25 protein-coding genes are annotated in these 23146 nt (G+C 69.7%); 16 read left to right on the top strand and 9 right to left on the bottom strand.

All coding sequences use genetic code 11. The annotated features are described in order from the left end of the window. Positions 1-16: 16 nt before the first annotated feature. From ETD85_RS18290 to ETD85_RS18280, 3 genes are all read left to right on the top strand, one after another. The gene (locus tag ETD85_RS18290) at positions 17-2437 is read left to right on the top strand and encodes a PKD domain-containing protein (protein ID WP_170246734.1); all 2421 of its coding nucleotides are present in this window, start codon (positions 17-19) and stop codon (positions 2435-2437) included. Positions 2438-2442: 5 nt separating this feature from the next. Further along, on the top strand, positions 2443-2868 hold the full coding sequence (locus ETD85_RS18285) for a hypothetical protein (RefSeq protein WP_138690929.1): 426 nt from the start codon (positions 2443-2445) through the stop codon (positions 2866-2868). A 132-nt stretch (positions 2869-3000) separates the two neighbouring features. Continuing rightward, complete coding sequence (locus ETD85_RS18280; RefSeq protein WP_138690928.1) at positions 3001-3540, top strand: LOG family protein; 540 nt, start codon at positions 3001-3003, stop codon at positions 3538-3540. Positions 3541-3625: 85 nt separating this feature from the next. On the opposite strand, the gene ETD85_RS18275 is transcribed toward ETD85_RS18280, so the two are convergent. Continuing rightward, a complete protein-coding gene (locus ETD85_RS18275; RefSeq protein ID WP_138690927.1) occupies positions 3626-4405 on the bottom strand; it encodes a maleylpyruvate isomerase family mycothiol-dependent enzyme in 780 nt (259 codons plus the stop codon). Positions 4406-4576: 171 nt separating this feature from the next. After that, positions 4577-5278, bottom strand: a complete 702-nt coding sequence (locus tag ETD85_RS18270) for a cytidylate kinase family protein (RefSeq protein WP_138690926.1) — start codon at positions 5276-5278, stop codon at positions 4577-4579. Positions 5279-5539: 261 nt separating this feature from the next. Here ETD85_RS18270 and ETD85_RS65800 point away from each other — a divergent pair, with 261 nt between their 5' ends. Further along, positions 5540-6211 (top strand): FAD-dependent monooxygenase, encoded by a 672-nt coding sequence (locus ETD85_RS65800; protein WP_240779216.1) that lies wholly within the window; start codon positions 5540-5542, stop codon positions 6209-6211. After that, positions 6111-6857 (top strand): aromatic-ring hydroxylase C-terminal domain-containing protein, encoded by a 747-nt coding sequence (locus tag ETD85_RS66855; RefSeq protein WP_276617230.1) that lies wholly within the window; start codon positions 6111-6113, stop codon positions 6855-6857. Before ETD85_RS65800 ends, ETD85_RS66855 begins: the two co-directional genes overlap by 101 nt. Positions 6858-6932: 75 nt before the next feature. Here ETD85_RS66855 and ETD85_RS18260 read toward each other — a convergent pair whose 3' ends face one another. After that, entirely contained in the window at positions 6933-7772 is an 840-nt protein-coding gene (locus tag ETD85_RS18260) for a prephenate dehydratase (protein WP_138690925.1), read from the bottom strand. Between the two features lie 565 nt (positions 7773-8337). Between ETD85_RS18260 and ETD85_RS18245 the strand changes: the two genes are divergently transcribed. Beyond that, positions 8338-9624 carry an alpha/beta hydrolase family protein gene (locus ETD85_RS18245; protein ID WP_138690956.1) on the top strand — a complete coding sequence of 429 codons (1287 nt, stop codon included), beginning with the start codon at positions 8338-8340 and terminating at the stop codon, positions 9622-9624. Positions 9625-9665: 41 nt separating this feature from the next. On the opposite strand, the gene ETD85_RS18240 is transcribed toward ETD85_RS18245, so the two are convergent. Together ETD85_RS18240 and ETD85_RS18235 are read right to left on the bottom strand one after the other, a co-directional pair. Next, positions 9666-11048 (bottom strand): amidohydrolase, encoded by a 1383-nt coding sequence (locus tag ETD85_RS18240; RefSeq protein ID WP_138690924.1) that lies wholly within the window; start codon positions 11046-11048, stop codon positions 9666-9668. A 129-nt stretch (positions 11049-11177) separates the two neighbouring features. Continuing rightward, positions 11178-12236 carry a LacI family DNA-binding transcriptional regulator gene (locus ETD85_RS18235; RefSeq protein WP_138690923.1) on the bottom strand — a complete coding sequence of 353 codons (1059 nt, stop codon included), beginning with the start codon at positions 12234-12236 and terminating at the stop codon, positions 11178-11180. Positions 12237-12353: 117 nt separating this feature from the next. Between ETD85_RS18235 and ETD85_RS18230 the strand changes: the two genes are divergently transcribed. After that, positions 12354-13463, top strand: a complete 1110-nt coding sequence (locus ETD85_RS18230; protein ID WP_138690922.1) for an NAD(P)/FAD-dependent oxidoreductase — start codon at positions 12354-12356, stop codon at positions 13461-13463. A gap of 27 nt (positions 13464-13490) precedes the next feature. On the opposite strand, the gene ETD85_RS18225 is transcribed toward ETD85_RS18230, so the two are convergent. Together ETD85_RS18225 and ETD85_RS18220 are read right to left on the bottom strand one after the other, a co-directional pair. Beyond that, a complete protein-coding gene (locus ETD85_RS18225; protein WP_138690921.1) occupies positions 13491-13811 on the bottom strand; it encodes a DMT family transporter in 321 nt (106 codons plus the stop codon). Between the two features lie 41 nt (positions 13812-13852). Then, a complete protein-coding gene (locus ETD85_RS18220) occupies positions 13853-14197 on the bottom strand; it encodes a DMT family transporter (protein ID WP_138690920.1) in 345 nt (114 codons plus the stop codon). 126 nt (positions 14198-14323) lie between these two features. Here ETD85_RS18220 and ETD85_RS18215 point away from each other — a divergent pair, with 126 nt between their 5' ends. Next, entirely contained in the window at positions 14324-14782 is a 459-nt protein-coding gene (locus ETD85_RS18215) for a MarR family winged helix-turn-helix transcriptional regulator (RefSeq protein ID WP_138690919.1), read from the top strand. A 56-nt stretch (positions 14783-14838) separates the two neighbouring features. After that, entirely contained in the window at positions 14839-15096 is a 258-nt protein-coding gene (locus tag ETD85_RS18210) for a hypothetical protein (RefSeq protein WP_138690918.1), read from the top strand. Here the strand turns inward: ETD85_RS18210 and ETD85_RS18205 are convergent. Further along, entirely contained in the window at positions 15093-15992 is a 900-nt protein-coding gene (locus tag ETD85_RS18205) for a LysR family transcriptional regulator (RefSeq protein ID WP_138690917.1), read from the bottom strand. The genes ETD85_RS18210 and ETD85_RS18205 overlap by 4 nt on opposite strands. Before the next feature lie 92 nt (positions 15993-16084). On the opposite strand from ETD85_RS18205, the gene ETD85_RS18200 reads away from it, so the two are divergent. From ETD85_RS18200 to ETD85_RS18190, 3 genes are all read left to right on the top strand, one after another. Next, positions 16085-16822: an SDR family oxidoreductase gene (locus tag ETD85_RS18200; protein WP_138690916.1), complete on the top strand. Its 738-nt coding sequence runs from the start codon at positions 16085-16087 to the stop codon at positions 16820-16822. Between the two features lie 33 nt (positions 16823-16855). Then, on the top strand, positions 16856-17203 hold the full coding sequence (locus tag ETD85_RS18195) for a DUF6461 domain-containing protein (RefSeq protein ID WP_138690915.1): 348 nt from the start codon (positions 16856-16858) through the stop codon (positions 17201-17203). 536 nt (positions 17204-17739) lie between these two features. Next, positions 17740-18165, top strand: coding sequence for a VOC family protein (locus tag ETD85_RS18190; protein WP_206058388.1), 426 nt, complete (start codon positions 17740-17742; stop codon positions 18163-18165). Between the two features lie 273 nt (positions 18166-18438). On the opposite strand, the gene ETD85_RS18185 is transcribed toward ETD85_RS18190, so the two are convergent. Continuing rightward, positions 18439-18840, bottom strand: coding sequence for a nuclear transport factor 2 family protein (locus ETD85_RS18185; RefSeq protein ID WP_240779215.1), 402 nt, complete (start codon positions 18838-18840; stop codon positions 18439-18441). Positions 18841-18927: 87 nt separating this feature from the next. Between ETD85_RS18185 and ETD85_RS18180 the strand changes: the two genes are divergently transcribed. From ETD85_RS18180 to ETD85_RS18165, 4 genes are all read left to right on the top strand, one after another. Then, positions 18928-19716: a helix-turn-helix domain-containing protein gene (locus ETD85_RS18180; protein ID WP_138690913.1), complete on the top strand. Its 789-nt coding sequence runs from the start codon at positions 18928-18930 to the stop codon at positions 19714-19716. A gap of 286 nt (positions 19717-20002) precedes the next feature. Next, a complete protein-coding gene (locus tag ETD85_RS18175; RefSeq protein WP_138690912.1) occupies positions 20003-20977 on the top strand; it encodes an alpha/beta hydrolase in 975 nt (324 codons plus the stop codon). Positions 20978-21071: 94 nt separating this feature from the next. Then, a complete protein-coding gene (locus ETD85_RS18170; RefSeq protein WP_338087150.1) occupies positions 21072-21776 on the top strand; it encodes an NAD(P)H-quinone oxidoreductase in 705 nt (234 codons plus the stop codon). 50 nt (positions 21777-21826) lie between these two features. Beyond that, a partial coding sequence (locus tag ETD85_RS18165; protein ID WP_138690911.1) for an IS256 family transposase occupies positions 21827-23146 on the top strand: 1320 nt, incomplete at its 3' end.

The following is a 23146-nucleotide window of genomic DNA, read 5'->3' as shown; positions in this document are numbered from 1 at the left end:
CCTGCTCTGCTTACCCATGGCTCTGATCCTGGCCGTGCCGTTCCATGCGAGCCCGGTCCAGGCGGAGCCGCCGCCCCAGCAGGAAGCGGGAGCACTCTCCTACACCGGCAAGCTCACCCTCGACGACCAGGGCAAACTCGGGGTCGAATCCGACCTCAGGAAGACCGGCGGGCGCGAGCCCGACCTGACCTATCGCGACCCGTTCGCCACCGCGGCCGCCTCCGTTCCGCGCACTCCGCCGGCCGAGCCCACCGGGCCCGACGTCGAGGACTGTCTCGACAGCGACGACGCCAGGGACTCGACCGGCCGGGTCTACAACCGGTTCATGTGGTGCCAGCGATACCAGCTCTCCGCGGGCCGCGTGGTCGGCGGCCGGCTGATGTCCACGGTGACCATGGACTTCGACGCCGTCGCCTACGGCCGCGACGACCGCACCCGCGGCGTGACCGTCTTCTTCAAAGCCGGCAAGGCCGTCTACTGGCCCACGACCAAGGGCTACATCCGGCCCGAATCCATGCTCTTCCAGCGCATCAGCTGCCTGGGCGGCGCCAGCGGCTGCGAGCAGAGCTACGCGCACACCGGCAAGCAGCTCAAGGACTGGGACGACGGCTGGACCTCCTGGTCGATCACCTCGCTGCCGACCGTGGGCACCGACCAGATCGCCAGGCACGAATGGGCCTTCGACGGCTACATCATCGACTCCTGGAACGTCACGCTGCCGGGGCTGCCGGCCGAGAAGCACAACATCCGCTGCGACTCGGCCGACTATTTCGGCAAGATGCGGCGCGGCGCGTGCATCTTCGACGACGTGATCCCGCACCTGCAGTACTCGGTCCAGGACACCAGGGTCGCCGAGGTGGCCAGGCACATCCAGTGCGCGCAGGCCGAGCCGTTCTGCGTACGGGACGGGCAGCCGTGGCAGACCTATCCCAAACAGGATGGGATCAAGCTGATCCCGGGCAAGTTCCACCCCGGTAACCGGGACGATCTGCTCGCGCTGCACCGCGTGCCGTACCAGGGGCCGGTGTGGACGGCCAACGGCCGCGAGAAGGACAGGGCGTGCGCGCAGATCCCCAAGAGCGACTACGACACCTCCAAGGGGCAGGAGTGCGACGAGTATCCCTTCGCAACCACCGTTGAGGGCGCGTCCAACCTCAACTGGGAGTTCTCCGTCCTCGGCGTGCAGAAGACCGTGAACGGGTGCGCGGGCAACGCGCTCAAGCGGTACTACCGCGACGACCGGATCCTCTACCACTCCGACGGCTTCTACGTGCACATCAAGGACACCCCGCAGGAGGGCTCCGACGCGTGCGAGGCCGTGCCGCCGGATGAGGACGAGCCTCCGGGCGGTGGCGGCACTCCGCCGGTCAACCTGCCGCCGACCGTCAACGCCGGCCCGGACATCTCCGGCGACGAGGGCGCGTTCATCGCGCTCCAGGGCAGCGCCAGCGACCCCGAATCCGGCACGCCGCACGTGAGCTGGAGCTTCACCCCCGGTCCGGCTGTGGACCCGGGCGCGACCTGCTCCTTCGCCAACGCCAGCAGCGGCGCCACGTCGGTGGCCTGCACCGACGACGGCACGTTCACCGCGACGCTGACGGCCAGCGACGGGATCAACCCGGCGGTGAGCGACAGCGCTACGGTACGGCTCAGCAACGTCGCACCGGCCATGGGCCCGCGCCCGGTGATCGCGGCCGACGACGAACCCACCACTCCAGCGGCCGACGACGAACCCACCACTCCGCCGGACACGCCAGGCATCCACCAGCCCAAGCCGTGGCAGGTGTTCCGCGCGGGCACCCCGGTCAAGCTGCAGGCCGTCTACAGTGAGCCGGGCGCCAACGACACCCACAACTGCGTGACCGACTGGGACGACGGCACCAGCAGCACCTACGCCGGAGCCGACCTGACCTGCGAGAGCACGCACACCTACGCCCACCCGGGCATGTACACGATCAAGACCGAGGTAACCGACGACGACACCGGCACCGACCTCAAGGACGTCATGGTGATCGTCTACGATCCGGAAGCCGGGTTCGCCACCGCGGGCGGCCAGCTCGCCACCCCGGACGGCAAGGCGCACGTCCAGTTCAACCCGAAGTACCTGCCACACGACGAGGGCCCCGCCCCGTCGAACGGCAAGCTCTCCTATCGGGTGCAACAGGGCATCGACGTGGACTCGGCGTCGCTGGAGTGGCTGGTCGTCACGCCGGACGACAAGATCGCCTTCAAGGGCGAGACCTCGGATGGCCGCGGCTTCGTCGCCTACGCCTACGACGGCTCACCCGACGCATTCCGTGTGGTCGTCTGGCCGCTGTCGGCAGGCGCCTACCCCGAGTCGTCGGTGGACTACGACAACGTCAAGGGAGCGAGCTACGACCTGGACGCCGCACGCCCGCAGGAACTGGCGAACGGCTCGGTCCAGGCGCATAACTAGTAACCATGGCTAACCTGCTGAACCGGCTGGAGACCACGGTCCTGGTGGACCACCAGAGCTTCGACCTGCTCGACGATGGTGGCCCCCAGGAGGCCGTGCCGGTCTTCGGCGACCCGTCCCGCTGGCTGTTCACCGGGCGCAACGTCATCACGGTGGTCAGCCAGGACGGGTCGCCGCACGAAGCGGCGGTCGTGGTCGAACTGTGGGACGCGCCCCCTCCGGGGCCGTCACAGGACGAGGCGCTGGTACGGCTGGATAGCGGGGAGCTGGAGGTCAACCCCTTGGTCGAGCCGGACGCGCCCTGGCTCGACCTCGGCGGCCCGGGGACCTACCGCCTGCGGGCCCGCCGGACCGGCGACCGGTCCTACCTTTTCCAGCTCTGGCCCGTGGCGGGCTCGGGAGAGGCGGGGAACGGTACACCGGGCGGCTGACCATGTGACGCATGACCGGAGTACCTCTCCGCCCTGACCGACGCCAACCGCGGGTTCCTGACCTGGGCGCAGGTCCGATCCCCCGTACCACCACTGTCCTCTTCGCAGCGGACACCCTTTACGGTGGTCCCCATGAACATCTGCGTCTTCCTGTCCGCCGCCGACCTGTCCGAGATCTACACCCGGCCTGCCCGCGAGTTCGCCGAGCTGATCGGGAAGGGCGGGCACACGCTCGTGTGGGGCGGTTCGGACGTGGGTCTGATGAAGGTGCTGGCCGACGGGGTGCACGAGGCCGGCGGGCGGTTGACGGGCGTCTCGGTGGAGTTCCTGGTCGACAAGGCGCGCCGCGGCGTGGACGACATGATCGTCGCCGCCGACCTCGCCGAGCGTAAGAGGCTGCTGCTGGACAAGGCCGACGCCGTGGTCATCATGGTGGGCGGCACCGGCACGCTGGACGAGGCCACCGAGATCCTGGAGCTGAAGAAGCACGGGCGGACGGAGAAGCCCGTCGTGCTGCTGAACACAGCGGGCTTCTACGACGGGCTCAAGCTCCAGTTCCAGCGGATGGAGTCCGAGGGATTCCTCCCGCGCCCCCTCACCGACCTGGTCTTCTTCGCCGAGGAACCCGTGGGGGCGATGGCCTACCTGGAGGAGTCGCTCGGCATCCACTGACCGCCGGAAAGGCCAGGCGGCCGAGCGCCCGCGCGGGCTCGTTCATCCATGGAGCTCTCGGCGCGAGGTTGCGGGCAAGCGCAGGTCAGCCCTCGGTGACCCAGTCCATGTGCTCGATCCAGTGGTCGAGCAGCGCCCGATCCCCCTGCAACTCCAGCGTGGGAGCCGCATCCAGCGGGCGGCGCCTGCTGATCACGAGCAGGAGCTCGACGGCCGAGCCGCGTACCACGACGTCCGCCTCGGTGTGCGTGCGCTCCAGCACCACCATGTCCGGTTCCCGGCGTGCCACCCACTCCCCTGGCGCGTCGGTTGCGTGGAAATGCAGAGTCTGACCGCTCCCGCGCATCACATCGGCGAAGCCCGGCTTGTTCTCCCAGTAGCCGCGGGAAGTCATCGTGTCCAGCCAGTCGTCGAGGGCCGCGACGGCAAGCTCCGGCGCCAGCTCGTACGGCAGGCCGAGCGCCGCAGCTGCGTCCGCGCGATGCACGCAAGCCTCGCCGAGCAGCCGACGTGACCAGAACGGCACGCCTGCGGCGCCGCCGGACGGATCCCACACCGGCGTGTCATCGGTGACCGCGGCGAACGCCTGTCGCGCCTCGGCCGCGCCGTCGCTCAGCCAATCGCGCCACTGACCCGAATCGGCCGGACCCGGAACGTAGCCGGCGAACGCCCTGCTCGGCTCGGTCATCTGCTCACTCACGAGCATGGTGACCATCCGCTGGGTCCCGCCGACATGGTCGACAAGATCGGCCAGCGTCCACTTCGGACAGGTCGGCACCGGGGTCGCCGCGTCCCTGCCGTGCACCCAATCGGCTAACGTGCTCGTCTGCTCGACAACGGCCTTCAAGTACGCGGATGGGTCCATCGCTGCACCTCCAAGTGCTTTGTGGTCTTCCCGAAGTTCGCGGGCCGGGTCACTCGCTGCCGAGCGTAGCCGGAGCCGTTGATTTGCGGGCTGTTCCGGTGGCGAGGACCAAGACGCAGGGGGCTCGACCTGGCGCTCGCCGACTCGGTCGTTCTCGTGAGGAATCGTCAACTACCTGTGTATCGGTGAGTGCGGCCGGACTTCCCAGGCCGGCCGTTGGAGCTGATCGTTGTACACGACGATGTCGGCGTGGTCGGTCGGGCGGGCTGTGGCGAAGTAGAGCTCTTGGGAGGGGATATAGCGGTCGCGCCAGGACCGTTCGATTTCGGCGGTGCCGGCGGTGGACCCGGCCGGCGCTGTGCCTCGGTCCCGGGCGCGATCCACCGTCCGCTCGAACGCGACGGACACGAAGATCCGCAGGTCCCACCGCTCGATGAGCTCTGGGCGCAGGAGGAAGACGCCGTCGAAGAGCAGCACGGCGTCTGCGGGAGCGGTCGTGGAGGGCGGGGACGACGGGGTGTCGGTGTCTCTGTCGTAGACCGCGTGCTGGAACCTTCGGTCTCCGCCTGGGCCCAGCGGATCGAGCAGGACCCGGCACAGTGCGGCGCGGTCGTGGGCGTCGAAGTAGCAGCCTTCGGCCGAGTACTGGCCGCGTCGGTAGCGCTGCGCACGGGGGAAGAGGAAGTCGTCGATGGTCGCGCGGATGACGTCGCGATCCTGCGCGCGCAGGGCGACGGCGAGCTCGTCGGCCAGCGTGGTCTTGCCGGCGGCGGGCGGCCCGTCGATGGCGACCCGCAGCGGGTGCGCGGTCGTGACGGACCTGATCGCCTCGGCCAGCCGGCTGATGAGCTCGCCGCGGGTGCCTTGGTCCATTGCTGCCTCTCTCCCGGTGTCTCTGTCTGGCACCGCAGGTCAGGCTGCGGCTGCCGGCTCGCGTACGACGAGGTCAGCACCTCGCGAGGCTGGAGATCGGGTGCGCGCGGAGACCGGCCTGGTTGCCGTCATGACCGATCCTGCGAGACTTCCCCGAACTTGAAGCACCCGAACTTGAGGAATATCGAATGACCGACGTGATCATCGTGGGCGCCGGCCCGGCAGGTCTCATGCTGGCCGCCGAAACTGCGCCTGGCCGGCGTGCGACCGCTGGTCCTGGAGCGCAAGCCGCAACGCCGGGACACCCCGAAGGCCGGCGGTCTCGGCGGCCAGATCCTGGAGCTGCTTCGCTACCGGGGCCTGCTGGAACGATTCCGAGCAGCCTGCACCGACCCTGTCCTGGCTCCCCGGTTCCCGTTCGGCGGTGTGCATCTGGACCTCACCCAGCTGGCGGATCCCCCGATGCACGCCCTGCCGCTCCCGCAACAGCTGCTGGAGCGGCTGCTCGACGAACGCGCCGACGAACTCGGCATCGACATCCGCCGCGGGCACGAGGTGATCGACGTCAGCCAGGACGATGCCGCCGTGATCGTGGAGGTGCGGGGTCCGGACGGGCCGTACCAGGTCACCCCCCGCTACCTCGTGGGCTGTGACGGCGCACGCAGCCGGGTCCGTGACTGGGCCGGCATTCCGTTCCCCGGCACCGCCTATCCGGAGGTCAACCGGCTGGCTCAGGTCACCTTGCCCGATGAGGTGACCGTGCTCGGCAACGGCGATCTCAGCGGCCCGGGCTTCGGCACGATCCGCGCGGGTTTCACCCCGCGTGCTCGGCGTGCACCTGCCGGTAGGAGAGGCGAGCCGGCTGTCGCGGTTCACCTTCAAGGCCCGCCAGGCCGAACGCTACCGCCACGGGCGGATCCTGCTGGCCGGTGATGCGGCGCATCTGTTCCCCGCCACCGGGGTGGCACTCAACGCCGGCCTGCTGGACGCGGTCAACCTGGCCTGGAAGCTGGCCGCCGACGTCCACGGCTGGGCGCCGGCCGGCCTGCTGGACACCTACCACGACGAACGCCACCTCGCCGGCGCCCGCACCATGCTGCACACCCGAGCCCAGGTGGCGCTGCGGCGCGGGCACGACCCCGCCGCCGAAGCGCTCCGCGAGGTCTTCCAGGAGCTGCTCATCGACGAGCAGCCGCTGCGCCGGATGGGCGCGCTCGTCGCCGGCTCCGACATCCGTTACCCGATGCCGGGCTCCGGCGGGCACGCGCTGGCCGGTACCTTCGCCCCCGACCTCACCCTGCACACCGACCAGGGCATCGCCAGCGTCGCCGAGCTCATGCACGCCGCCCGGCCCGTCCTCCTCGACCTCGCCGACCGCCCGGACCTCCGCCGGACCGCTCGTGAATGGGACGATCGCGTCGTCATCCACACCGCCAAGACCGATCACCGCCCGGCCGACGCCCTGCTGATCCGCCCGGACGCCCACATCGCCTGGGCCGCATCCATCGACGAACCCGCCGACACCGCCACGCCGGCGCTGCGAGAAGCACTCTCCGGCTGGTTCGGCACACCCCGGTAATCCCCCGGCCATCGTTCGGCCGTGCGAAGAAGGCGAGTGGCAGGGGGATCGATCTTCCGGCGGTTCCGAAGCGGCTCAGTTGGCGCGGGCCGGGTCGGCCGGGTAGACCCCGAGGATCTTCACGCCCGTGGTGAAGAACGCCAGCTCCTCCAGCGCGTTCTTCAGGCCGGGATCCTCGGGGTGCCCGTCGACCTCGGCGAGGAACTGGGTGGCCGTGAAGTGGCCGCCGACCATGTAGCTCTCCAGCTTGGTCATGTTGATGCCGTTGGTCGCGAACCCGCCGAGCGCCTTGTAGAGCGCGGCCGGCAGGTTGCGGACGTTGAAGACGAACGAGGTGACCACCGGGCCCCGCCCGCGCGGTGCCTGCACGAAGTCCGGGCTGAGCACCACGAATCGGGTGGTGTTGTGTTCCTCGTCCTCGACGTCGCGGGCGAGGATGTGCAGGCCGTAGATCTCCGCCGCGAGCGGCGGCGCGATCGCCGCCTGGGTCGGGTCGTCCGCCTCGGCCACCTCGCGCGCGGCGCCGGCGGTGTCACCGGCGATCACCGGCACCAGGCCGTGCTCGCGGATGATCCGGCGGCACTGGCCGAGGGCGTGCACGTGGCTGTGCACGGTCTTGATCGTGTCCAGGCTCGCGCCCGGCGGCGCCATCAGGTTGAACTGGATGCGCAGGAAGTGCTCGCCGATGATGTGCAGGTCCGAGGTCGGCAGGAAGTGGTGGATGTCGGCGACCCGGCCGGCGATCGAGTTGTCGATCGGGATCATCGCCAGCTCGGCCTTCCCGTTCTCCACCACCGCGAACACGTCCTCGAAGGACGCGCACGGCACCGTATGCCAGTCGGGGTAGTGGTGCTTGCACACCATGTGGGAGTTCGAGCCGGGCTCACCCTGGTAGGCGATACGTCGTGCGGTCACCCCGGCATTTTTCCATGCGGCCGGGTGCGGCTCGTCCGGCGACGGTCCGTGTCGCCCGCCAGGCTCGTGGCCGCGTCCCGGGGCGTACGCGCTCGATCTCCCACCCCCGGGGCGTGGCCTTGACCGGCATGAACGCGGCGACCCGGTTCGGTCAGCGGGCGTCGACCGCCTCCGGTGTGGCGCGCGCTGGGACTGCGCCTGCTGGAAATCCCGCTGCCGCTGCCACCACTGGCGATTCGGCATGGCCTGGCATCCACGCCGCACCGCAGATGGTGGACAGCACCTGCAGCTTCTCGTAGCTCTCGCTGCCGGGAACGGCGGTGTAGACGAGCAGCGCGTGAGCCTGGCCTGGGTCGCTCAGCCGCTGGCAGGTGAGCTAACTGACCAAGACGGCCGTCCCGGCCGCTTGACCCGGTGGCGCCGTACCCTGAGCCGCGCCGGCCTCCCGTGCCCTTCACGGGTAGGAGCACGGCTCCATCCGAAGGAGGATGCGCGTGGTGCCGGGCCGCTGTCAGAGTCGAAGGCAGGTGGCCGCTGGCCGCCCCGATCCGGAAGGACTCCAGCAGTGTCATCCAGGCACACCAGGGTGGTGCGGGGTTCGGCGCTGATCGCGGGCCTCGCGCTCGCGGGCGGGCTCATCGCGACCGCTCCCGCCGCGGCGGCGGAGCAGGCCAAGCTCAGCGCGCCGGCCTTGACCGGCCAGTACGACGTCGGCACCACCGACCTCCACCTCGTCGACCCCTCCCGCCCCGATCCGTGGAAACCGGAGCGGCGCCGGGAGCTCATGGTCACCGTCGCCTACCCGGCGGACCGGTTATCCGAGGGCCCGCGGGCTTTGTGGCTCACGCCCGGCATGAGCACCGTCATCGACCAGGCGCTGGCGGGCGAGGACTACCTCGAGCTCCCGGCCGGCTCCATCGACTGGGCATCGGCGAAGCGAAGGGCCGAGACCGGCGTCCCCGTGGCCCACGGCGCGCCGAAGCCGGTCGCGCTCTTCTCCCCCGGCTTCGGCTTCCCGCGGGAGACGTACACCGCGATCGTCGACGACCTGGCGAGCCACGGCTACGTGGTCGTCTCGCTCTCGCACACCTACGAGAGCGCGGCGGTCGAATTCCCTGACGGGCGGCTGGAGCTCGCGGTGTCCGGGGATGGCATCCCCGAATTCGAGAAGAAGGCGCTCGACGCCCGGGTCGCCGACAGCCGGTTCGTCCTCGACCAGCTCACGAAGATCACCCGGGGCGTGAACCCCGACGCGGGGAAGCGGCCGCTCCCCCGCGGGCTCGGCCGCTCGCTCGACCTGTCCCGGGTCGGCGCCTACGGGCACTCCTACGGCGGGTTCACCGCGGGCGAGACGATGGTCCACGACCGCCGGGTCGACGCCGGGATCAACCTGGACGGCGCGATGGCCACCGCGATCGGCTACCCCCCGGGAAGTCCTTACGTGCCGGGCGAGGTCACGAAACGCGGCCTGGACAGGCCGTTCCTCCTGATGGGCGCCGAGGGCCTCGACGAGAACGGCAAACCGCTTGAGCACACGCACCGGCATCCCGAGTTCGACCGCAGCTGGGCGGACTTCTGGGCCGTCCAGCGAGGCTGGAAGCGGGATCTGCTCCTGCGCGGCGGCAGCACGCACATGGCCTACACCGATCTGCAGATCATCGTGCCGCAACTCGGCGCGCGCGTGGCGCCGGAGAAGCGGGAGGCGCTCATCGGCACCATCGATCCTCGTCGTTCGCTGGCCGCGCAACGCGACTACATCAGCGCGTTCTTCGATCTGCACCTTCGCGGATGGGACCGGCACCTGTTCGACGGCGAATCGCCGCGGCACCCGAACATCGACTTCATCGAGTAGGCGAGCCCGCCTTCGACCGCGGCCGGCCGACCGGGAGGCGCTCAGCCTCGCGCCGAGCCGGCCGCGGTGCGGGCTTTCGTCCCGGGAGCCGCGAACTCGTCGCGTGCGAGGGCGATCTCGCCGCCGATGACGACGCAACATACCTCAGCCGGACTCCGTGGTGCCGATATGACGACGTCGGCGAGCAGCCCGGCCTTCAGCACGCCGCGCTCGGCGCCCACCCGCGGCAGCGCCCTGCCGACGTTGCCGGTGGCCATGGCGACGGCCTGCTCCAGCGGCGCGAGCCCCACGCGGGCGACGGCGTCGACCATCTCGAACATGCCGTCCCAGTGCCCGGCCGCGTAGTCCGTGGCCATGATGTCGACCAGGCCCTCCTGCACCAACGCGATCAGGTGCTCCGGGGTCGCGTGCAGCTCCCTGCGCCCCCACGCGTCGAAGGTGTCGATCTCGACGAAGCCGCCCTGCTCCTTGATCCACCGTGCGTTCCGCACTGCCTCCTCGGAGCTGAAGGTCCCGTGATTCGTGTGGCCGCCGATGAAGAGCTCCTTGGCGATACGCGCGGCCTCGCGGGCGGCCTCGTCCGAGGGCGCGGAGTTGTGCACCAGCGTGGGCACGCCGAGTTCGAGCGCGAGGTCGGCCGACGCCACCAGCCCGTCCAGCGCGACCTGGAAGCTCGGAAGCACCGACTCCTCGATCAGCGTGATCACGGTGTCGACCCCGATGAGATCGGCCAGTCCCTGCTGTCGCAGCAGGTCGGCGATCTTCTGACGGTCGGGGCTGCCCGGCCGGACATGCCGGCCCAGCACGGCGTACTTGAGCGCCTTGGCCTGTGCCGGGAGGATCCGTACGCCGGTGGCCTTTTCGAGGGCGGCGGGAATGTACATGTAGTCCTGGCCGCCGCCGCCGAGCGTCATGCCCGCCCCGACCTCACCGATGACCACCGCGCCTGTCGCAACCATCTTCTGCGCCGTCGTCGCGCGGTGCACGTCGTCCAGTCCGGCTCCGTCCACGGCGTCGGCCGCGGTGAACATCGGCTCGAAGTGGATCGTGCTGCTCTCGACGCGTACCGGCTGGCGTCCCCGCACCAGCGCGGTCTCCTCGGGGACCTTGAAGCCGTCGAGGTCGACGACGGTCGTGTGGCCCTGAGCGAGGTGGCACCGGAGGTTGCCGAGGGCCTCTTCCACCGAGACGCCGGGGGTGCCGCTGGCGAACCGGGGGCCCGGTGCGACGGCGTGGGCGTGCGGGTTGACGGCCCCCGGCATGAGGAGACGGCCACCGGCATCGATGACCACGTCCCCGACCCCGCCGGTGTAGCCGGCCGGTCCGACCGCCGCGATGCGGCTTCCTTCGATCACGATCGAACCCGTGAAGGGTGCCGTGCGCCCGTCCCCGTTGACGATGAGGCCGTTGTTGAGAATGAGCATGGGGGTCCCTTTCTCGGTGCGTGGTCAGAAGCGCATGAGGCGAGGTCGTCAGCGCCGGCGGGGCCGATGCTTTGTGTAACTAGTTTCATGCCACGCTCAAATGTCTCATGGAAGGCTCGGACGTGACAGTCAGGTGGAGGCGCGCACCGTCAGGCCCGGCGCCAGTACGTGCTCCACTGCCGTGCCCGGTTCGTCGATGATGAGCTGGGCTGCCCGCGTTCCCATCTCGAGCGACGGCTGGGTGACGACCGTCAGCGGGGAGGCCAGGTACGGGGCCCAGAGGAAGTCGTCGAAGCCGACGAACGCGACGTCATCCGGCACCCGCACGCCGAGCTCCACCAGCTCCTGGTAGGCGCGCAGCGTTCCGATCCCGGTGGCCGCGAACACCGCGTCGACCGGCCCGCGTCCGGCGCTGCCCCGGGCTTTCAGCACTGCGTTCAGCCCGAGAGCCGGCTCGTCCAGCGACTGCAGCTCGACCACCCGGTCGTCGCCCAGGTCGACACCGTCCAAACGCGCGGCGTCCCGGATGCCGCGCAGGCGGGCGCGTTGCGTCACGGTGTCCAGGGACTGGATCACCACGGCGACATTGCGGCGCCCGCGATCACGCAGGTGCCCCCAGGCGAGCGCCCCGACGGCCTCGTCATCGACCCGCACGCTGTGGATGCGCGGGTGCGAGATGCCGGCGGGCCGGGTCACGAAGACGATCTCGGCACCTCGGTCCGCCATCCTGCGGACGATGCCCTCGTCGATGCCGCGGCTGGCGGTGATCACCAGCCCGCGGAGCCGCTGGGCGTCCATCGCCCGCAGGACGGCCTGCTGCCGCTCGGGGTCGCGGGAGCCGTTCGCCAGGAACACCAGCCCGCCACCCTCGGTGATGACCGACTCCACCCCGCGCACCAGGTCCACGTAGTAGGGGTTGCGCATGTCGGCCACGAGCACGCCGACGCCGGTGGAACGGCCGCTGAAGACCGCGCGCGTCAGGTCGCTCGGGTTGTAGTCCAGCTGCTCTATCGCGCGAAGGACCTGCGCCTGCTTCCCGGCGCTGACCTTGGCCACACCGCTGAGCACCCGGGAGACCGTGGCCGTGGACACCTCTGCGAGCCGGGCCACATCGGCGATGGTCGGACGGCGGCGAAGCACCGAGGACGTCCCGTGCATGGAGGCATCGTCAGGCTGCCGTGTCGACACGCGTTGACCATAGCACCGCCGAGGCGGGCGAAATCTCCCTCGAACGCGGGGACCTATTGCGGAATCCGGAGCGTCATGATGAAACTAGTTACACCCATCCCGTAGAGGCTGAAACTGATGAAGGCGATCATCGTTGGCGGCGGCATCTTGGGCACCGCGCTGGCCTGCCGCCTCGCCACCGAGAGGGCGGACGTGGAGTTGTTCGAGGCCGGCCGGCTCGGCGGAGCGACCTCGGCGGTGGGGGCCGGCTGGCTGAACTCCGGCGGCAAGGAACCCTTCGAATATCACGTCCTCAACGTCCACGGCATGGCCGAACACGCCACGCTCGCCCGGGAGTTCGGCCACGCCCCGTGGTACCACGCCAGCGGCAACCTGAGGTGGACGACTCCGGACAGGACCGATGAGCTGCGTGCGCATGCCGAGCGCCTGCGCTCATGGGGGTATCCGGTCGAGCTTCTCTCCCCCAAGCGAGTCAACGAGATCGAGCCCTACCTCAGGGTGCCCGACGACGTCACACAGGTCGCCCACTACCCATGGGAGGGCCTGGCCGACCTTACGCAGCTCGTCGGTGCGCTGGCACACCGCGCCGCCGTGCACGGCGCGAAGATCCACACGAACGCGCGGGTCGCCTCCCTGATCATCGACGGCGACAGGATCACGGGTGTCACGCTGGTGGACGGCACGACCGTCAGCGCCGACGTGGTGGCGATCTGCGCCGGCCGCTGGTCGGACGAGGTGGCCAGGACGGCAGGCGTCGAGCTCCCCATGGCCCCGAGTCTCGGCTTCAACATCTACACCGGCCCGGCGCCCGTCGTGCTGACCTCGATGGTGCACACCCCCGACGTCAACTTCCGGCCCGACGGCGCCGGGCGCGTGATGGCGCGTACGAAGGAGTTCGACAGCGCCGTGCCGATCGACGGAGCGCTCGACCCGGTCCCTGATGTCGGCAGGGAGATCCTCGCCCGCGCGGTCAAGTACCTGCCGGGCCTCGCGGGCGTCCCCATCGAAGGAGCGCGAGTCGCCTACCGCTCGATCCCAGGCGACGACCGCCCTGTCGTCGGGCACGTCCCGGGACGTCCCGGCCTCTACCTGCTGGTCACCCACAGCGGCGGAACGTTGGGGCCGCTGCTCGGCCGGCTCGCCGCACTGGAGATCGCACACGGCGAGCGTGACAGCCGGCTGGCCCGGTTCGGCCCGGGGCGGATCGTAGGCGAGCGCGCTCGGTGAGCCAGGCGGGCGGGATGGCGTCGCGGCTCAGATCCCCGCGGCGATCTTGAGGAGGACGACGCCACCGATGATCGCGGCGAACGAGCCGAGCTTGGCGGGGGTGATCTTCTCTTTGTAGATGAGAGCACCGAGGATGACCGTGCCGATGGAGCCGATGCCGGTCCAGATGGTGTAGCCGACGCCGACGTCCAGCGTCTTGAGCGCCAGGCTCAGGGTGAAGATCCCGCCGGCGGCCGACAGCAGCGTGAAGACCGACGGCCAGAGGCGGGTGAAGCCCTTGGTCGCGTTGGTGCCGAGGGCGAAGCCGATCTCGAAGACGATCGCGATGGAGAGGTAGATCCAGGCCATGATGGGGTTTCCTTCGGGCGCGAAGTGACAAGACAGGGTGTTCAGGCCGCGGACGGCTTCTCGGCGGTCAGGCGGTCGGAGAGCTTGAGGCCCAGCACGCCGCCGATGATCAGGACGAAGGCCAGCACCTTCCAGACGGTGAACTCCTCACCGAAGATCACCGCGCCGAGCACGACCGTGCCGACCGAGCCGATGCCGGTCCAGATGGTGTAGCCGACGCCGACGTCCAGCGTCTTGAGCGCCAGGCTCAGGAAGAAGATCCCGCCGGCCGCCGCCGCGGCCGTGAGCAGGGACGGCCACAGCTGGGTGAAGCCCTCGGTGGCGTTGGTGGCGAGGGCGAAGACGACCTCGAAGACGGCCGCTATGAGCAGGTAGATCCAGGCCATGTGGGGTGCTCCTATTTGTATGTACGTGCAAGTTTTTGGACGAGACAGAATGTTGCATGTACATGTATGCTTCTGTCAAGCCGGTCTCAGGAAAGATCGGGAAGGTCGTAAGCACGAAGAGGTCTCATGACTCCCGCCCCCACCCCGGTTGCCGCGCCGCCCGTCTCGGACCTCGCCGCGACCTGGCAGCACCTCCTCCTCCTGCACGCCCGGGTGGAGAACAAACTCGCCGCCGCGCTGCAGCGCAGGCACGGCATCGGCCTGTCGGAGTTCCGCGCGCTGGGCCATCTCGCCGCCTCCCCCACCTCCGAGCTGCGCATGCAGGAGCTGGCCGACAAGGTCGGGCTCAACCAGAGCTCGGTGACCCGCCTGGTGGCGCGGCTGAGCATGGGGGACTTCGCCGTACGGGATCTGTGCCCGGACGACAAGCGGGGGGTCTACACCGTCATCACCGAGACGGGCCGGACGAGACATGCCGAGGCGAGCCGCACCTATGAGGAGACGCTGGCCGCCGCCCTGGAGGAAGCGAGGCAGGCGGACCCGCAACTCGCCGCCGCGCTCACGGCGCTGGGCGCCGCGCGCTGAGCGCCTACGCCCACGCGGGGACTCTGCGGTCCTTCGCCGTGGGACGGGAGACACGGGTGACGGCGATCCGGATCGCCGTCACCCGGTCGTCGAGATGCTACGCGGCCGGCTGGAGGACGGTGACCACGCGGCTGGTGGTCACCGACTCGACCGCCGAGTTCCCGACCAGCCTGATGGTGTACGTGTGTTCGCCGGCCGTGGCAGCCGCAGTGCGGCGGGGTAGCAGCCGTTACATCAGCTGGTCGAGCATCACCGGCAGCTCGCGAACGCGCTTGCCGGTCGCGTTGAAGATCGCGTTCACCGCTGAGGACTAGGGACGCGCTCCAGTCTGAAAGGCAAGGGAGGGTCGTAGTTGTGCGGCCGTGCGGACCAGCCCGGCGAGGGCGAGGGAGCGGCTGTGCGCGGGCCAGGCGATGTGGGTGACGACAGGCGGTGCGTCGGTCAGGGGGACGGCGGCGTGCTCGCCCCACAGCCAGGCGCGGGCGGAGTCGGGGAAGACGGCCGCGGTGCGTCCGAGGGCGATCAGCTGGGCCAGCTGCGTCTGGTCGTGGATCTCGGGGCCCGGGCCGGGCGGGTAGGTGCCGTGGCGGGGCCAGCGGGCGAGCGGAAGACCGGGGATGTCGCTGACCTCGTCCAGGGACAGAGTCTTGCGCGCGGCGAGGGGGTGCCGGGCGGGCAGGACCGCGATCTGTCCCTCGGTCATCAGCTCCTCGCTGTCGAACCCGGCGAGGGAGTTGAACGGCGCGTGCATGAGCGCCACATCAGCGCGGCCATCGCGTAGCAGCTCCGCCTGCTCGCACATGCCGCACGGCAGCACCTCGATCTCGGCGGCATCGGGCTCGGCCGCGTAGGCGTCGAGAAGCTGCTGGAGCAAATCGTGAGACCCGGCGGCCTTCAATGCCAGCACCAGGCGATTGCGGGGACCGCCCGGCCGGTCGGCGCCACCGGCGCGACGAGTGCGGCGAGCGGCGGCGGCGGTCGCTTCGAGGGCTGCGCGGCCCTCGTGCAGCAGCACCTCCCCGGCGCCGGTCAGGGAGACGCCGCGGCGGTTACGTTCCAGCAGTGAGACGCCGAGGCGCCGTTCGAGCTGCTGGATCGCCCGGGACAGCGGTGGCTGGGCCATGCCGAGGCGCTCGGCGGCGCGGCCGAAATGCAGCTCCTCGGCGACGGCCATGAAGTACCTCAACTCGCGGGTCTCCAGGGTGTCCACGGCCACAGCATACTCAGTGATACCTACCGGGTATGACAGGCCACCGTATCGGTGTTGGATGCACCTGTTGTCCGCGCGCGAGCATCGACGGCATGAGCGAAACGAAGATCGCGCTGGTGACCGGTGCGAATAAGGGAATCGGGTACGAAATTGCGGCCGGGCTGGGCGCCCTCGGGCACCGCGTGGGCGTGGGAGCCCGCGACGGGGCCCGGCTCGAGACCGCCGTTGAGAAGCTGCGCGCCGCCGGGGTGGACGCATTCGGGGTGCCGCTGGACGTGACCGGTGACCAGAGCGTCACCGGTGCCGCGGAGCTGGTCGAACGGCAGGCCGGGCGCCTGGACATCCTGGTCAACAACGCCGGCATCTCGGGAGAGGTGGGTCCTGGGTGGGTGCAGGACCCGACCACGCTCGACCTCGACGTGGTCCGCGCGGTCGTGGAGACCAACGTCATCGGTGTCATCCGGGTGACCAACGCGCTGCTGCCGCTGCTGCGGCGCTCGACGTCGCCGCGCATCGTCAACGTCTCCAGCAGCGTCGCCTCCCTGACCCGGCAGGCGGACCCGGACGTCGAGATCGGCCCCATCATGGCGGCCTACGCGCCGTCGAAGTCGTTCCTCAACGCCGTCACCGTGCAGTACGCCCGGCAGTTCGCCGGTACGAACATCCTGATCAACGCCGCCTGCCCGGGCCTGGTCGCGACCGACTTCACCGGCTTCCACGGGCCCCGTACTCCCGAGCAGGGCGCAGCCACCGCGATCCGGCTCGCCACACTGCCCGACGGCGGCCCGACCGGCTCGTTCTTCGAGGACGACGGCGTCATTCCGTGGTGATGGAGTCACCTGTTCAACTGTCGCGAGTCCTCGATGCCGAGGGCCGCACCCGGCGACGGGTGCGCGGCGGTGGAGCCGTGCGGCTGGTCGGGGACGAACGGTCCGACGCTGGCGCAACTGTCGGCCGGCACCGACGTGGTGTCCGTCCTACGGCATGAATACGCCTGCGACTACTTTCACCACGTCGCGGACGGCATACTGATCACGGCTTTCGATCCGACCTTTCCCGAGCGTCGCCCTGGTGCCGACACCGACCGGCTGGTCGGCCTCATGCGCGAGTTCGGCCTGCCGGTGGAGGAGGGCTCGGACGAGGAGTGGGACCAGCCGTACGAGCACGGTCTTGCGCGGATGTTCCGATGGCGGCCCGCCTCACCGGCATGACGTTCACCGCCGACCTGCTGAACGGACCACTCCTGGTGGGCGCGATTGCCGACCTGCCGCAGGAAGACCTTCATCGCGGGACACCCTGATCCGGCGATCGGCGCGTCGTGGCGGCCGCGGGCATCGGCGACGGCGGGGGCAGGCGGCGAGCGTGCGACAGACCCGCGATATACCGCCCCCTGGCTACGGTTGCCCGCGTCAACCGTTCGCGAGTGCCCAGGAGACCCCGCATGCACGAGAGCGATCGCGTCGCTTCCTGCGGTCGGCGGGCAGTTCGATCCTCGCACAGCATCCTTTGGGTGGTCATGGGATGGGCGGCGGCCGCGGTCAGGACGCGGAGCCTGACGAGATCAAGCATTCATTAAAGTTGTCTATGGATTTTCGCCAATAGTGGCATTGGACGCATGTGACACCTCCTGAGCAGACTTGGCGGTGAGAGCACCTGGAGGGTCGCCGATATGTCCACGTACCGGGAACTCACCACCGACCCACAACGGGTCGCGCGACGAAGGAGAACCACCATGACGCTCCATCGGATGGACAACGTCGGCATTGTCGTCGACGACCTTGAGGCTGCCGTTGCGTTCTTCGTAGAACTCGGCATGGAACTGGAGGGCAAGGCGCAGATCGAGGGCCCCTGGGCGGACCGTTCCGTCGGACTCGACGGCGTTCGCTGTGACATCGCGATGATACGGACCCCGGACGGCCACGGCCGGCTGGAACTGGCGAAATACCACACGCCGGCGGCGATCGACCCCGGACCGCACAACCCGCCGCACAACACGCTGGGCATGCATCGCGTCATGTTCGCCGTCGACGACATCGAGGACGTCATTGCCCGCCTGCGCACTCACGGCGCCGAACTCGTCGGTGAGCTGGCCCAGTACGAGGACAGCTACCGGCTCTGCTACGTCCGCGGCCCCGAGGGGATCATCATCGCGCTGGCCGAGCAGCTCAACTGACAGCATCCGCGGCCGGGCCGAGGCGGCCGACGGTGGCGGGTAGGTGGTGGGGAACGACTTGCTCCAGGTGCGGGCGGCGCCGGTGCCGAACGGGTCTGCCGCGGGTGGGCTCAGCGTGGCGAGATGATCGCCAGCGAGGTCGCCGTTCGGCGAGCCGCAGTTGCCGAAACTGAAGGTGGAGCCAGGGAAGCCCGATCAGGAGCGTGACGGCCAGGCCCCGGCAGATGGTCGCGGTGCAGGCGGCGCGCTCACGGCCTCGAGCTTGGGGCCGGGTCAGTGATCAAGGGGTTCCCACCACGTCATATGGGCGGACGCCTGGGCCACCGGCTCGATGATCTCCCACGCTTCGGCGATCAGCCCACGGTGCAACCGCCAGATGTCGACCACCACGATTCCGGGCTCGGCACCGGGCAGCCAGCGGCGCGAGTGCATCATGACGCGATCACCGTCGCCCAGCACGTGCTGGATCTCGACTTGCAGGCCGGCGGTCGGGATGAGCGCGGCGCGTACGGCGGCGAGCCATTCCGCCTTGGTCAAGGTCGAGTCCGGCCGGTGATGGACGAAGTCGTCGCTCAGCAACGGCGCCAGCGCATCGACGTCACCAGTCGCGACCAGTGCCGTCAGCGCCTGCCGGACGATGCTTTTGTTGTCTGTGGTCATGCTCTGTGCGGTCATGGTGAGCAGTGTTCCCGCCGTCGCGACGGCTGTCGATGAACTGGCATTTCATGGCGTCCAGCTCCCTGAGGAGTAGCATCGGCGGCCATGTACACGGTGGGGGAACTGCTGCGGCAGTGGCGGCATCGCCGGCGGCTCAGCCAGCTCGATCTGGCGATCGCCGCCGACGTCTCGGCCCGCCACGTGAGCCTGGTGGAGACCGGCAAGTCCAACCCGAGCGCCGACATGATCCTCCGGCTCGCCGGGCAGCTCGACGTGCCGTTGCGTGAGCGCAACCGGCTGTTGCTCGCCGCCGGCTTCGCACCCCGCTACGCCGAGCGGCCGCTCGACGGGGAGGCGCTGTCGGCGGCCTGGGACGCGATCGCCAGGGTGCTGCAGGCCCACGAGCCGTTTCCCGCGTTGGTCATCGATCGCCGCTGGAACATCGTGATGACCAATCGCGCCATCGAACCGTTCCTCGCGGACGTGGCCCCCGACCTGCTCCGGCCGCCGATCAACATGGTGCGGCTGGGGCTGGATCCGCGCGGGCTCGCTCCCCGGATCGTGAACCTGGCCGAGGTGCGTTCGCTGCTGCGTACCCGGATCAGCCGGCAGCTTGCCGCGGCTCCCGACCCCGAGCTCACCGCGCTCTACGACGAGCTGCTGGCGCCCGGCTTCGACGACGCGAGCCACCCGATCGAGTCCGAGGTCGCGATCCCGATGATCTTTCGCTTCGGCGGACGGGAGATCCGGCTGTTCTCGACCACCACCTCGTTCGGCACGCCGCTGGACATCACCCTGGACGAGGTCGCGGTCGAGTCGTATTACCCGGCGGACGCCGAAAGCGCCGCCTACTTCACCCGATCCGACGCCGAGACCAGATCAGCAGCAGGGTAGGGCGCTTGGCCTGCGAATACACGAGCCTGGAGTGCGTAAGGCGCCGGTGATCTCCGCGATGGCCTGGCTGCCATAGTCGCCGCGCTGCCGGCCTGTGCCCGTCCCGATCAGGCCGCGAAAGCAAAAGAGTCGCCAACGGCTGGAATGCGCTTTGAAGTGCGAAGGGACTGGTTCGTCAGCACGGGTAGGACTTGCGTCATTGTCCCAATTTGTCCTGGGGCAATCACCGGTCGCGGCGATTAAGCCGCGCGACAGTGCACGCATGCGCTCGTGACATGGAGTGAACATGACCAAGATTCCACCGCCGATCACCCCGTATCTCGAACCCGCCGCGAAAGAGCTGGCCGAGGCGACCGACCCGCACCCTCGGATCTACGAGGTGCCTCCGGAAAAGGGCCGTGAGATCCTGCTCGGCCTGCAGAGCGACCCCAGCGTGCCTCGTCCGGACGTCGACGAGGAGTGGGTCGACGTGGACGCCGGCCGGTGGGGCACGGTCCGCACCCGCATCATCCGGCCCAAGGGGGCGAGCGGCCCGCTGCCGGTGGTGTTCTACATCCACGGCGCAGGCTGGGTCTTCGGCGACGACAAGACCCACGACCGCCTGTTTCGCGAACTGGCTGTCGGCGCGGGCGCCGCGGGCGTCTTTCCCGTCTACGACAGGGCGCCGGAGGCGCCGTATCCCACCCAGGTGGAGCAGAACTACGCCGTGGGCCAGTGGGTCATGGAACACGGCGCGGACCATGGCCTGGACACCTCACGCGTCGCCGTCACCGGCGAGTCGGTCGGCGGCTGCATGTCGGCGGTCTTCGCGCTGATGAACAAGGAGCGCGGCGGGATCGACCTGAAGGCCCAGGTGCTGCTCTACCCGGTGACCAACGCCGACTTCGACACGCCCTCCTACCTGCAGTTCGCCGAGGGCTACTACCTCACCCGCGACGGCATGAAGTGGTTCTGGGACGCCTACACCCCCGACCCCGCCAAGCGCGCCGAGGTGTACGCCTCCCCGCTGCAGGCCTCCCTGGAGCAGTTGCGGGGGCTGCCCACCACGCTGGTCATCACCGACGAGGCCGACGTGCTCCGCGACGAGGGCGAGCAGTACGCCAACAAGCTGCGCGAGGCCGGTGTGGATGTCACCTCGGTCCGGGTGGCCGGGATGGTCCACGACTTCCTCCTCCTGGACAGCCTGCGCGACACCCGAGCCGCCAACGTCGCCCGCCACCTCGCGATCGACGCCCTGAGAACGGCGCTGCACGACAGCTGAGGCAGCCGCAGATCCACAACCCTGGGCGCAGACGCCGCCGCAGTGCGAACAGGCCCGGGGCCGCAGCCCCGCGGCTTGACCGCCCGAGGAATGGGTGGCCGGCGCCCTGAACCGGGCGGACCTCATGCAGCGCATGGGCCTCTACCCGCTGCCGCCGGGGACGTCGCCGTATCCGGGGCTGGAGGTCTCCGGCCGCATCAGCGCCGTCGGCCGGGGCGTCACCGGCTGGCAGGTGGGCGACGAGGTCTGCGCGCTGCTGACCGGAGGCGGCTATGCGCAGAAGGTCGCCGTCCCCGCGGGGCAACTGCTCACCGTGCCCAAGGGGATCAGCCTGGTCGAGGCGGCGGCCCTGCCGGAAGCGGTCGCCACGGTGTGGTCCAACATCGTCATGACCGCGCGGCTGCAGGAGGGCGAAACCCTCCTCGTGCACGGCGGGGCCGGGGGCGTCGGCACCATGGCCATCCAGATCGCCAAGGCACTGGGAGCCCGCGTCATCACCACCGTGGGCAGCCCCGAGAAGGCCACCCGGGCACGAGAGCTGGGCGCCGATCTGGCGATCGACTACCGCACCCAGGAGTTCACCGCACGCGGCCCCTATGACGTGATCCTCGACGTCATCGGCGGCCAGTACCTCGAACGCAACATCCGCTCCCTGGCCGCCATCGTCGCCGAAGTGCGCAGCCAGGTCTGGCCGATGATCGAGAACGGAGCCGTTCGACTCGTCATCGACCAGACCCTGCCCATGGCCGACGCCGCCCGGGTCGCGTCCGAGATGCGGTGTAAAAGTGAACGAGCGTAGGTTGCCGTGCTGAACCGTCCAAAGTTCGCACTACGCAAGGACCTACGCTCGTGGCACGCACACTACCGCCTGTTCAAGCCATCCGCGCCGAGATCGACGCCCTGTTCACCGAAGGTCGTGACCTGGTCGAGGTGATCGAGGACGTCGCCCGGCTCGGCGCCCGCCTGATCATCCAGACCGCCGTCGAAGCCGAGGTGGACGCCTTCCTCGGCCGCGCCCGCTACCAGCGCGCCACCACCGCCATCGCCTCGGACAGCGGCGATGAGAGGCCGTTGGTGCGACCCGGCCACCGCAACGGGCACTGCCCGACCACCGTCAAGACCACCTCGGGGCCGATCACCATCGCCCGGCCCAAGCTGCGCGGCACCACCGACAAGTTCACCTCCCGCCTGTTCGGCACCGGCGTCACCCGCACCCACGCGCTGGAAACCCTGGTCATCGCCTCGTTCGTGCGCGGCCTGTCCGTACGCGACGTCGAAGGCGCGCTGGCCGATGCGCTCGGTCCGGAAGCCGCCCTGTCCAAGTCGACGGTCTCGACCATCTGCCAGGCCATCGTCGCCGAGTACGACACCTGGTGCCGGCGCGATCTGACCGGCGTGGAGCTGGACTACCTGTTCCTGGACGCCTCGCACTTCAAGATGCACGACGGGCAACGGGCCGAGCCGATCCTGGCCGCCTGGGGCATCACCACCGCCGGCAAGCCCGTCTTCGTCGGCCTGGCCGCCGCCGCAGCCGAGTCCACCGACGCCTGGCATGACTTCCTGACCGACCTGATCGCCCGCGGCCTCAAACCGCCGCTGCTGATAATCTCCGACGGCGCGCCCGGCCTGATCAGCGCCGCTGAGCAGGTGTTCGCGCCCTCGCTGCGCCAAAGGTGTCTCGTTCATCGCGCCCGCAATGTGCTGGCCAAGGTCAGCGCCGGCGACCAGGCCGAGGTGAAGGCCGCCTATTGGCAGATCTTCGACCTCAGCGAGCTGGGCGATGACGTCAAGCCCGGCCAGCACCTCGTGGACTGGGTGCAGCGGCGCATCGACGCCTTCGCCGAGACCTGGGGCGGCCGCTATCCGGCAGCGGTCAAGTGCCTGCTCACCGACCGTCAGAGCCTGACCCCCTACCTGCGCTTCCCGCTCGAGCACCACAAGCGCGTGCGGCATTCCAACTTCATCGAGCGCACCTTCGGCGAGACCCGCCGCCGCGTCAAGGTCATCGGCCGCTTCCCCGGCGAGACCAGCTGCGTGTCCCTGGTCTGGGCGGTCCTGGACCGCGCCTCACGGGGCTGGCGCGGCTTCACCATGACCAGCAAGGGCCTGCGCACCCTGCACGACCTGCGCCGAGCCCTACTCCACCCGCCCACCCAGCTCCACCCGACC

The organism is Nonomuraea zeae, from assembly GCF_005889725.1.
In the GTDB taxonomy this organism is placed as follows: Bacteria; Actinomycetota; Actinomycetes; order Streptosporangiales; family Streptosporangiaceae; genus Nonomuraea; species Nonomuraea zeae.
Note: the sequence above shows the minus strand (reverse complement) of the source record. Positions and strands in the feature narration are given on the sequence as shown.

Bases quoted from the DNA above. Each gene is read 5' to 3' on its own strand.
- ETD85_RS18290 (WP_170246734.1), top strand. From the start codon at position 17: ATGGCTCTGATCCTGGCCGTGCCGTTCCATGCGAGCCCGGTCCAGGCG.
- ETD85_RS18285 (WP_138690929.1), top strand. From the start codon at position 2,443: ATGGCTAACCTGCTGAACCGGCTGGAGACCACGGTCCTGGTGGACCAC.
- ETD85_RS18280 (WP_138690928.1), top strand. From the start codon at position 3,001: ATGAACATCTGCGTCTTCCTGTCCGCCGCCGACCTGTCCGAGATCTAC.
- ETD85_RS18275 (WP_138690927.1), bottom strand. From the start codon at position 4,405: ATGGACCCATCCGCGTACTTGAAGGCCGTTGTCGAGCAGACGAGCACG.
- ETD85_RS18270 (WP_138690926.1), bottom strand. From the start codon at position 5,278: ATGGACCAAGGCACCCGCGGCGAGCTCATCAGCCGGCTGGCCGAGGCG.
- ETD85_RS18240 (WP_138690924.1), bottom strand. From the start codon at position 11,048: ATGCTCATTCTCAACAACGGCCTCATCGTCAACGGGGACGGGCGCACG.
- ETD85_RS18230 (WP_138690922.1), top strand. From the start codon at position 12,354: ATGAAGGCGATCATCGTTGGCGGCGGCATCTTGGGCACCGCGCTGGCC.
- ETD85_RS18225 (WP_138690921.1), bottom strand. From the start codon at position 13,811: ATGGCCTGGATCTACCTCTCCATCGCGATCGTCTTCGAGATCGGCTTC.
- ETD85_RS18220 (WP_138690920.1), bottom strand. From the start codon at position 14,197: ATGGCCTGGATCTACCTGCTCATAGCGGCCGTCTTCGAGGTCGTCTTC.
- ETD85_RS18215 (WP_138690919.1), top strand. From the start codon at position 14,324: ATGACTCCCGCCCCCACCCCGGTTGCCGCGCCGCCCGTCTCGGACCTC.
- ETD85_RS18200 (WP_138690916.1), top strand. From the start codon at position 16,085: ATGAGCGAAACGAAGATCGCGCTGGTGACCGGTGCGAATAAGGGAATC.
- ETD85_RS18195 (WP_138690915.1), top strand. From the start codon at position 16,856: ATGCCGAGGGCCGCACCCGGCGACGGGTGCGCGGCGGTGGAGCCGTGC.
- ETD85_RS18190 (WP_206058388.1), top strand. From the start codon at position 17,740: ATGGACAACGTCGGCATTGTCGTCGACGACCTTGAGGCTGCCGTTGCG.
- ETD85_RS18185 (WP_240779215.1), bottom strand. From the start codon at position 18,840: ATGACCGCACAGAGCATGACCACAGACAACAAAAGCATCGTCCGGCAG.
- ETD85_RS18180 (WP_138690913.1), top strand. From the start codon at position 18,928: ATGTACACGGTGGGGGAACTGCTGCGGCAGTGGCGGCATCGCCGGCGG.
- ETD85_RS18175 (WP_138690912.1), top strand. From the start codon at position 20,003: ATGACCAAGATTCCACCGCCGATCACCCCGTATCTCGAACCCGCCGCG.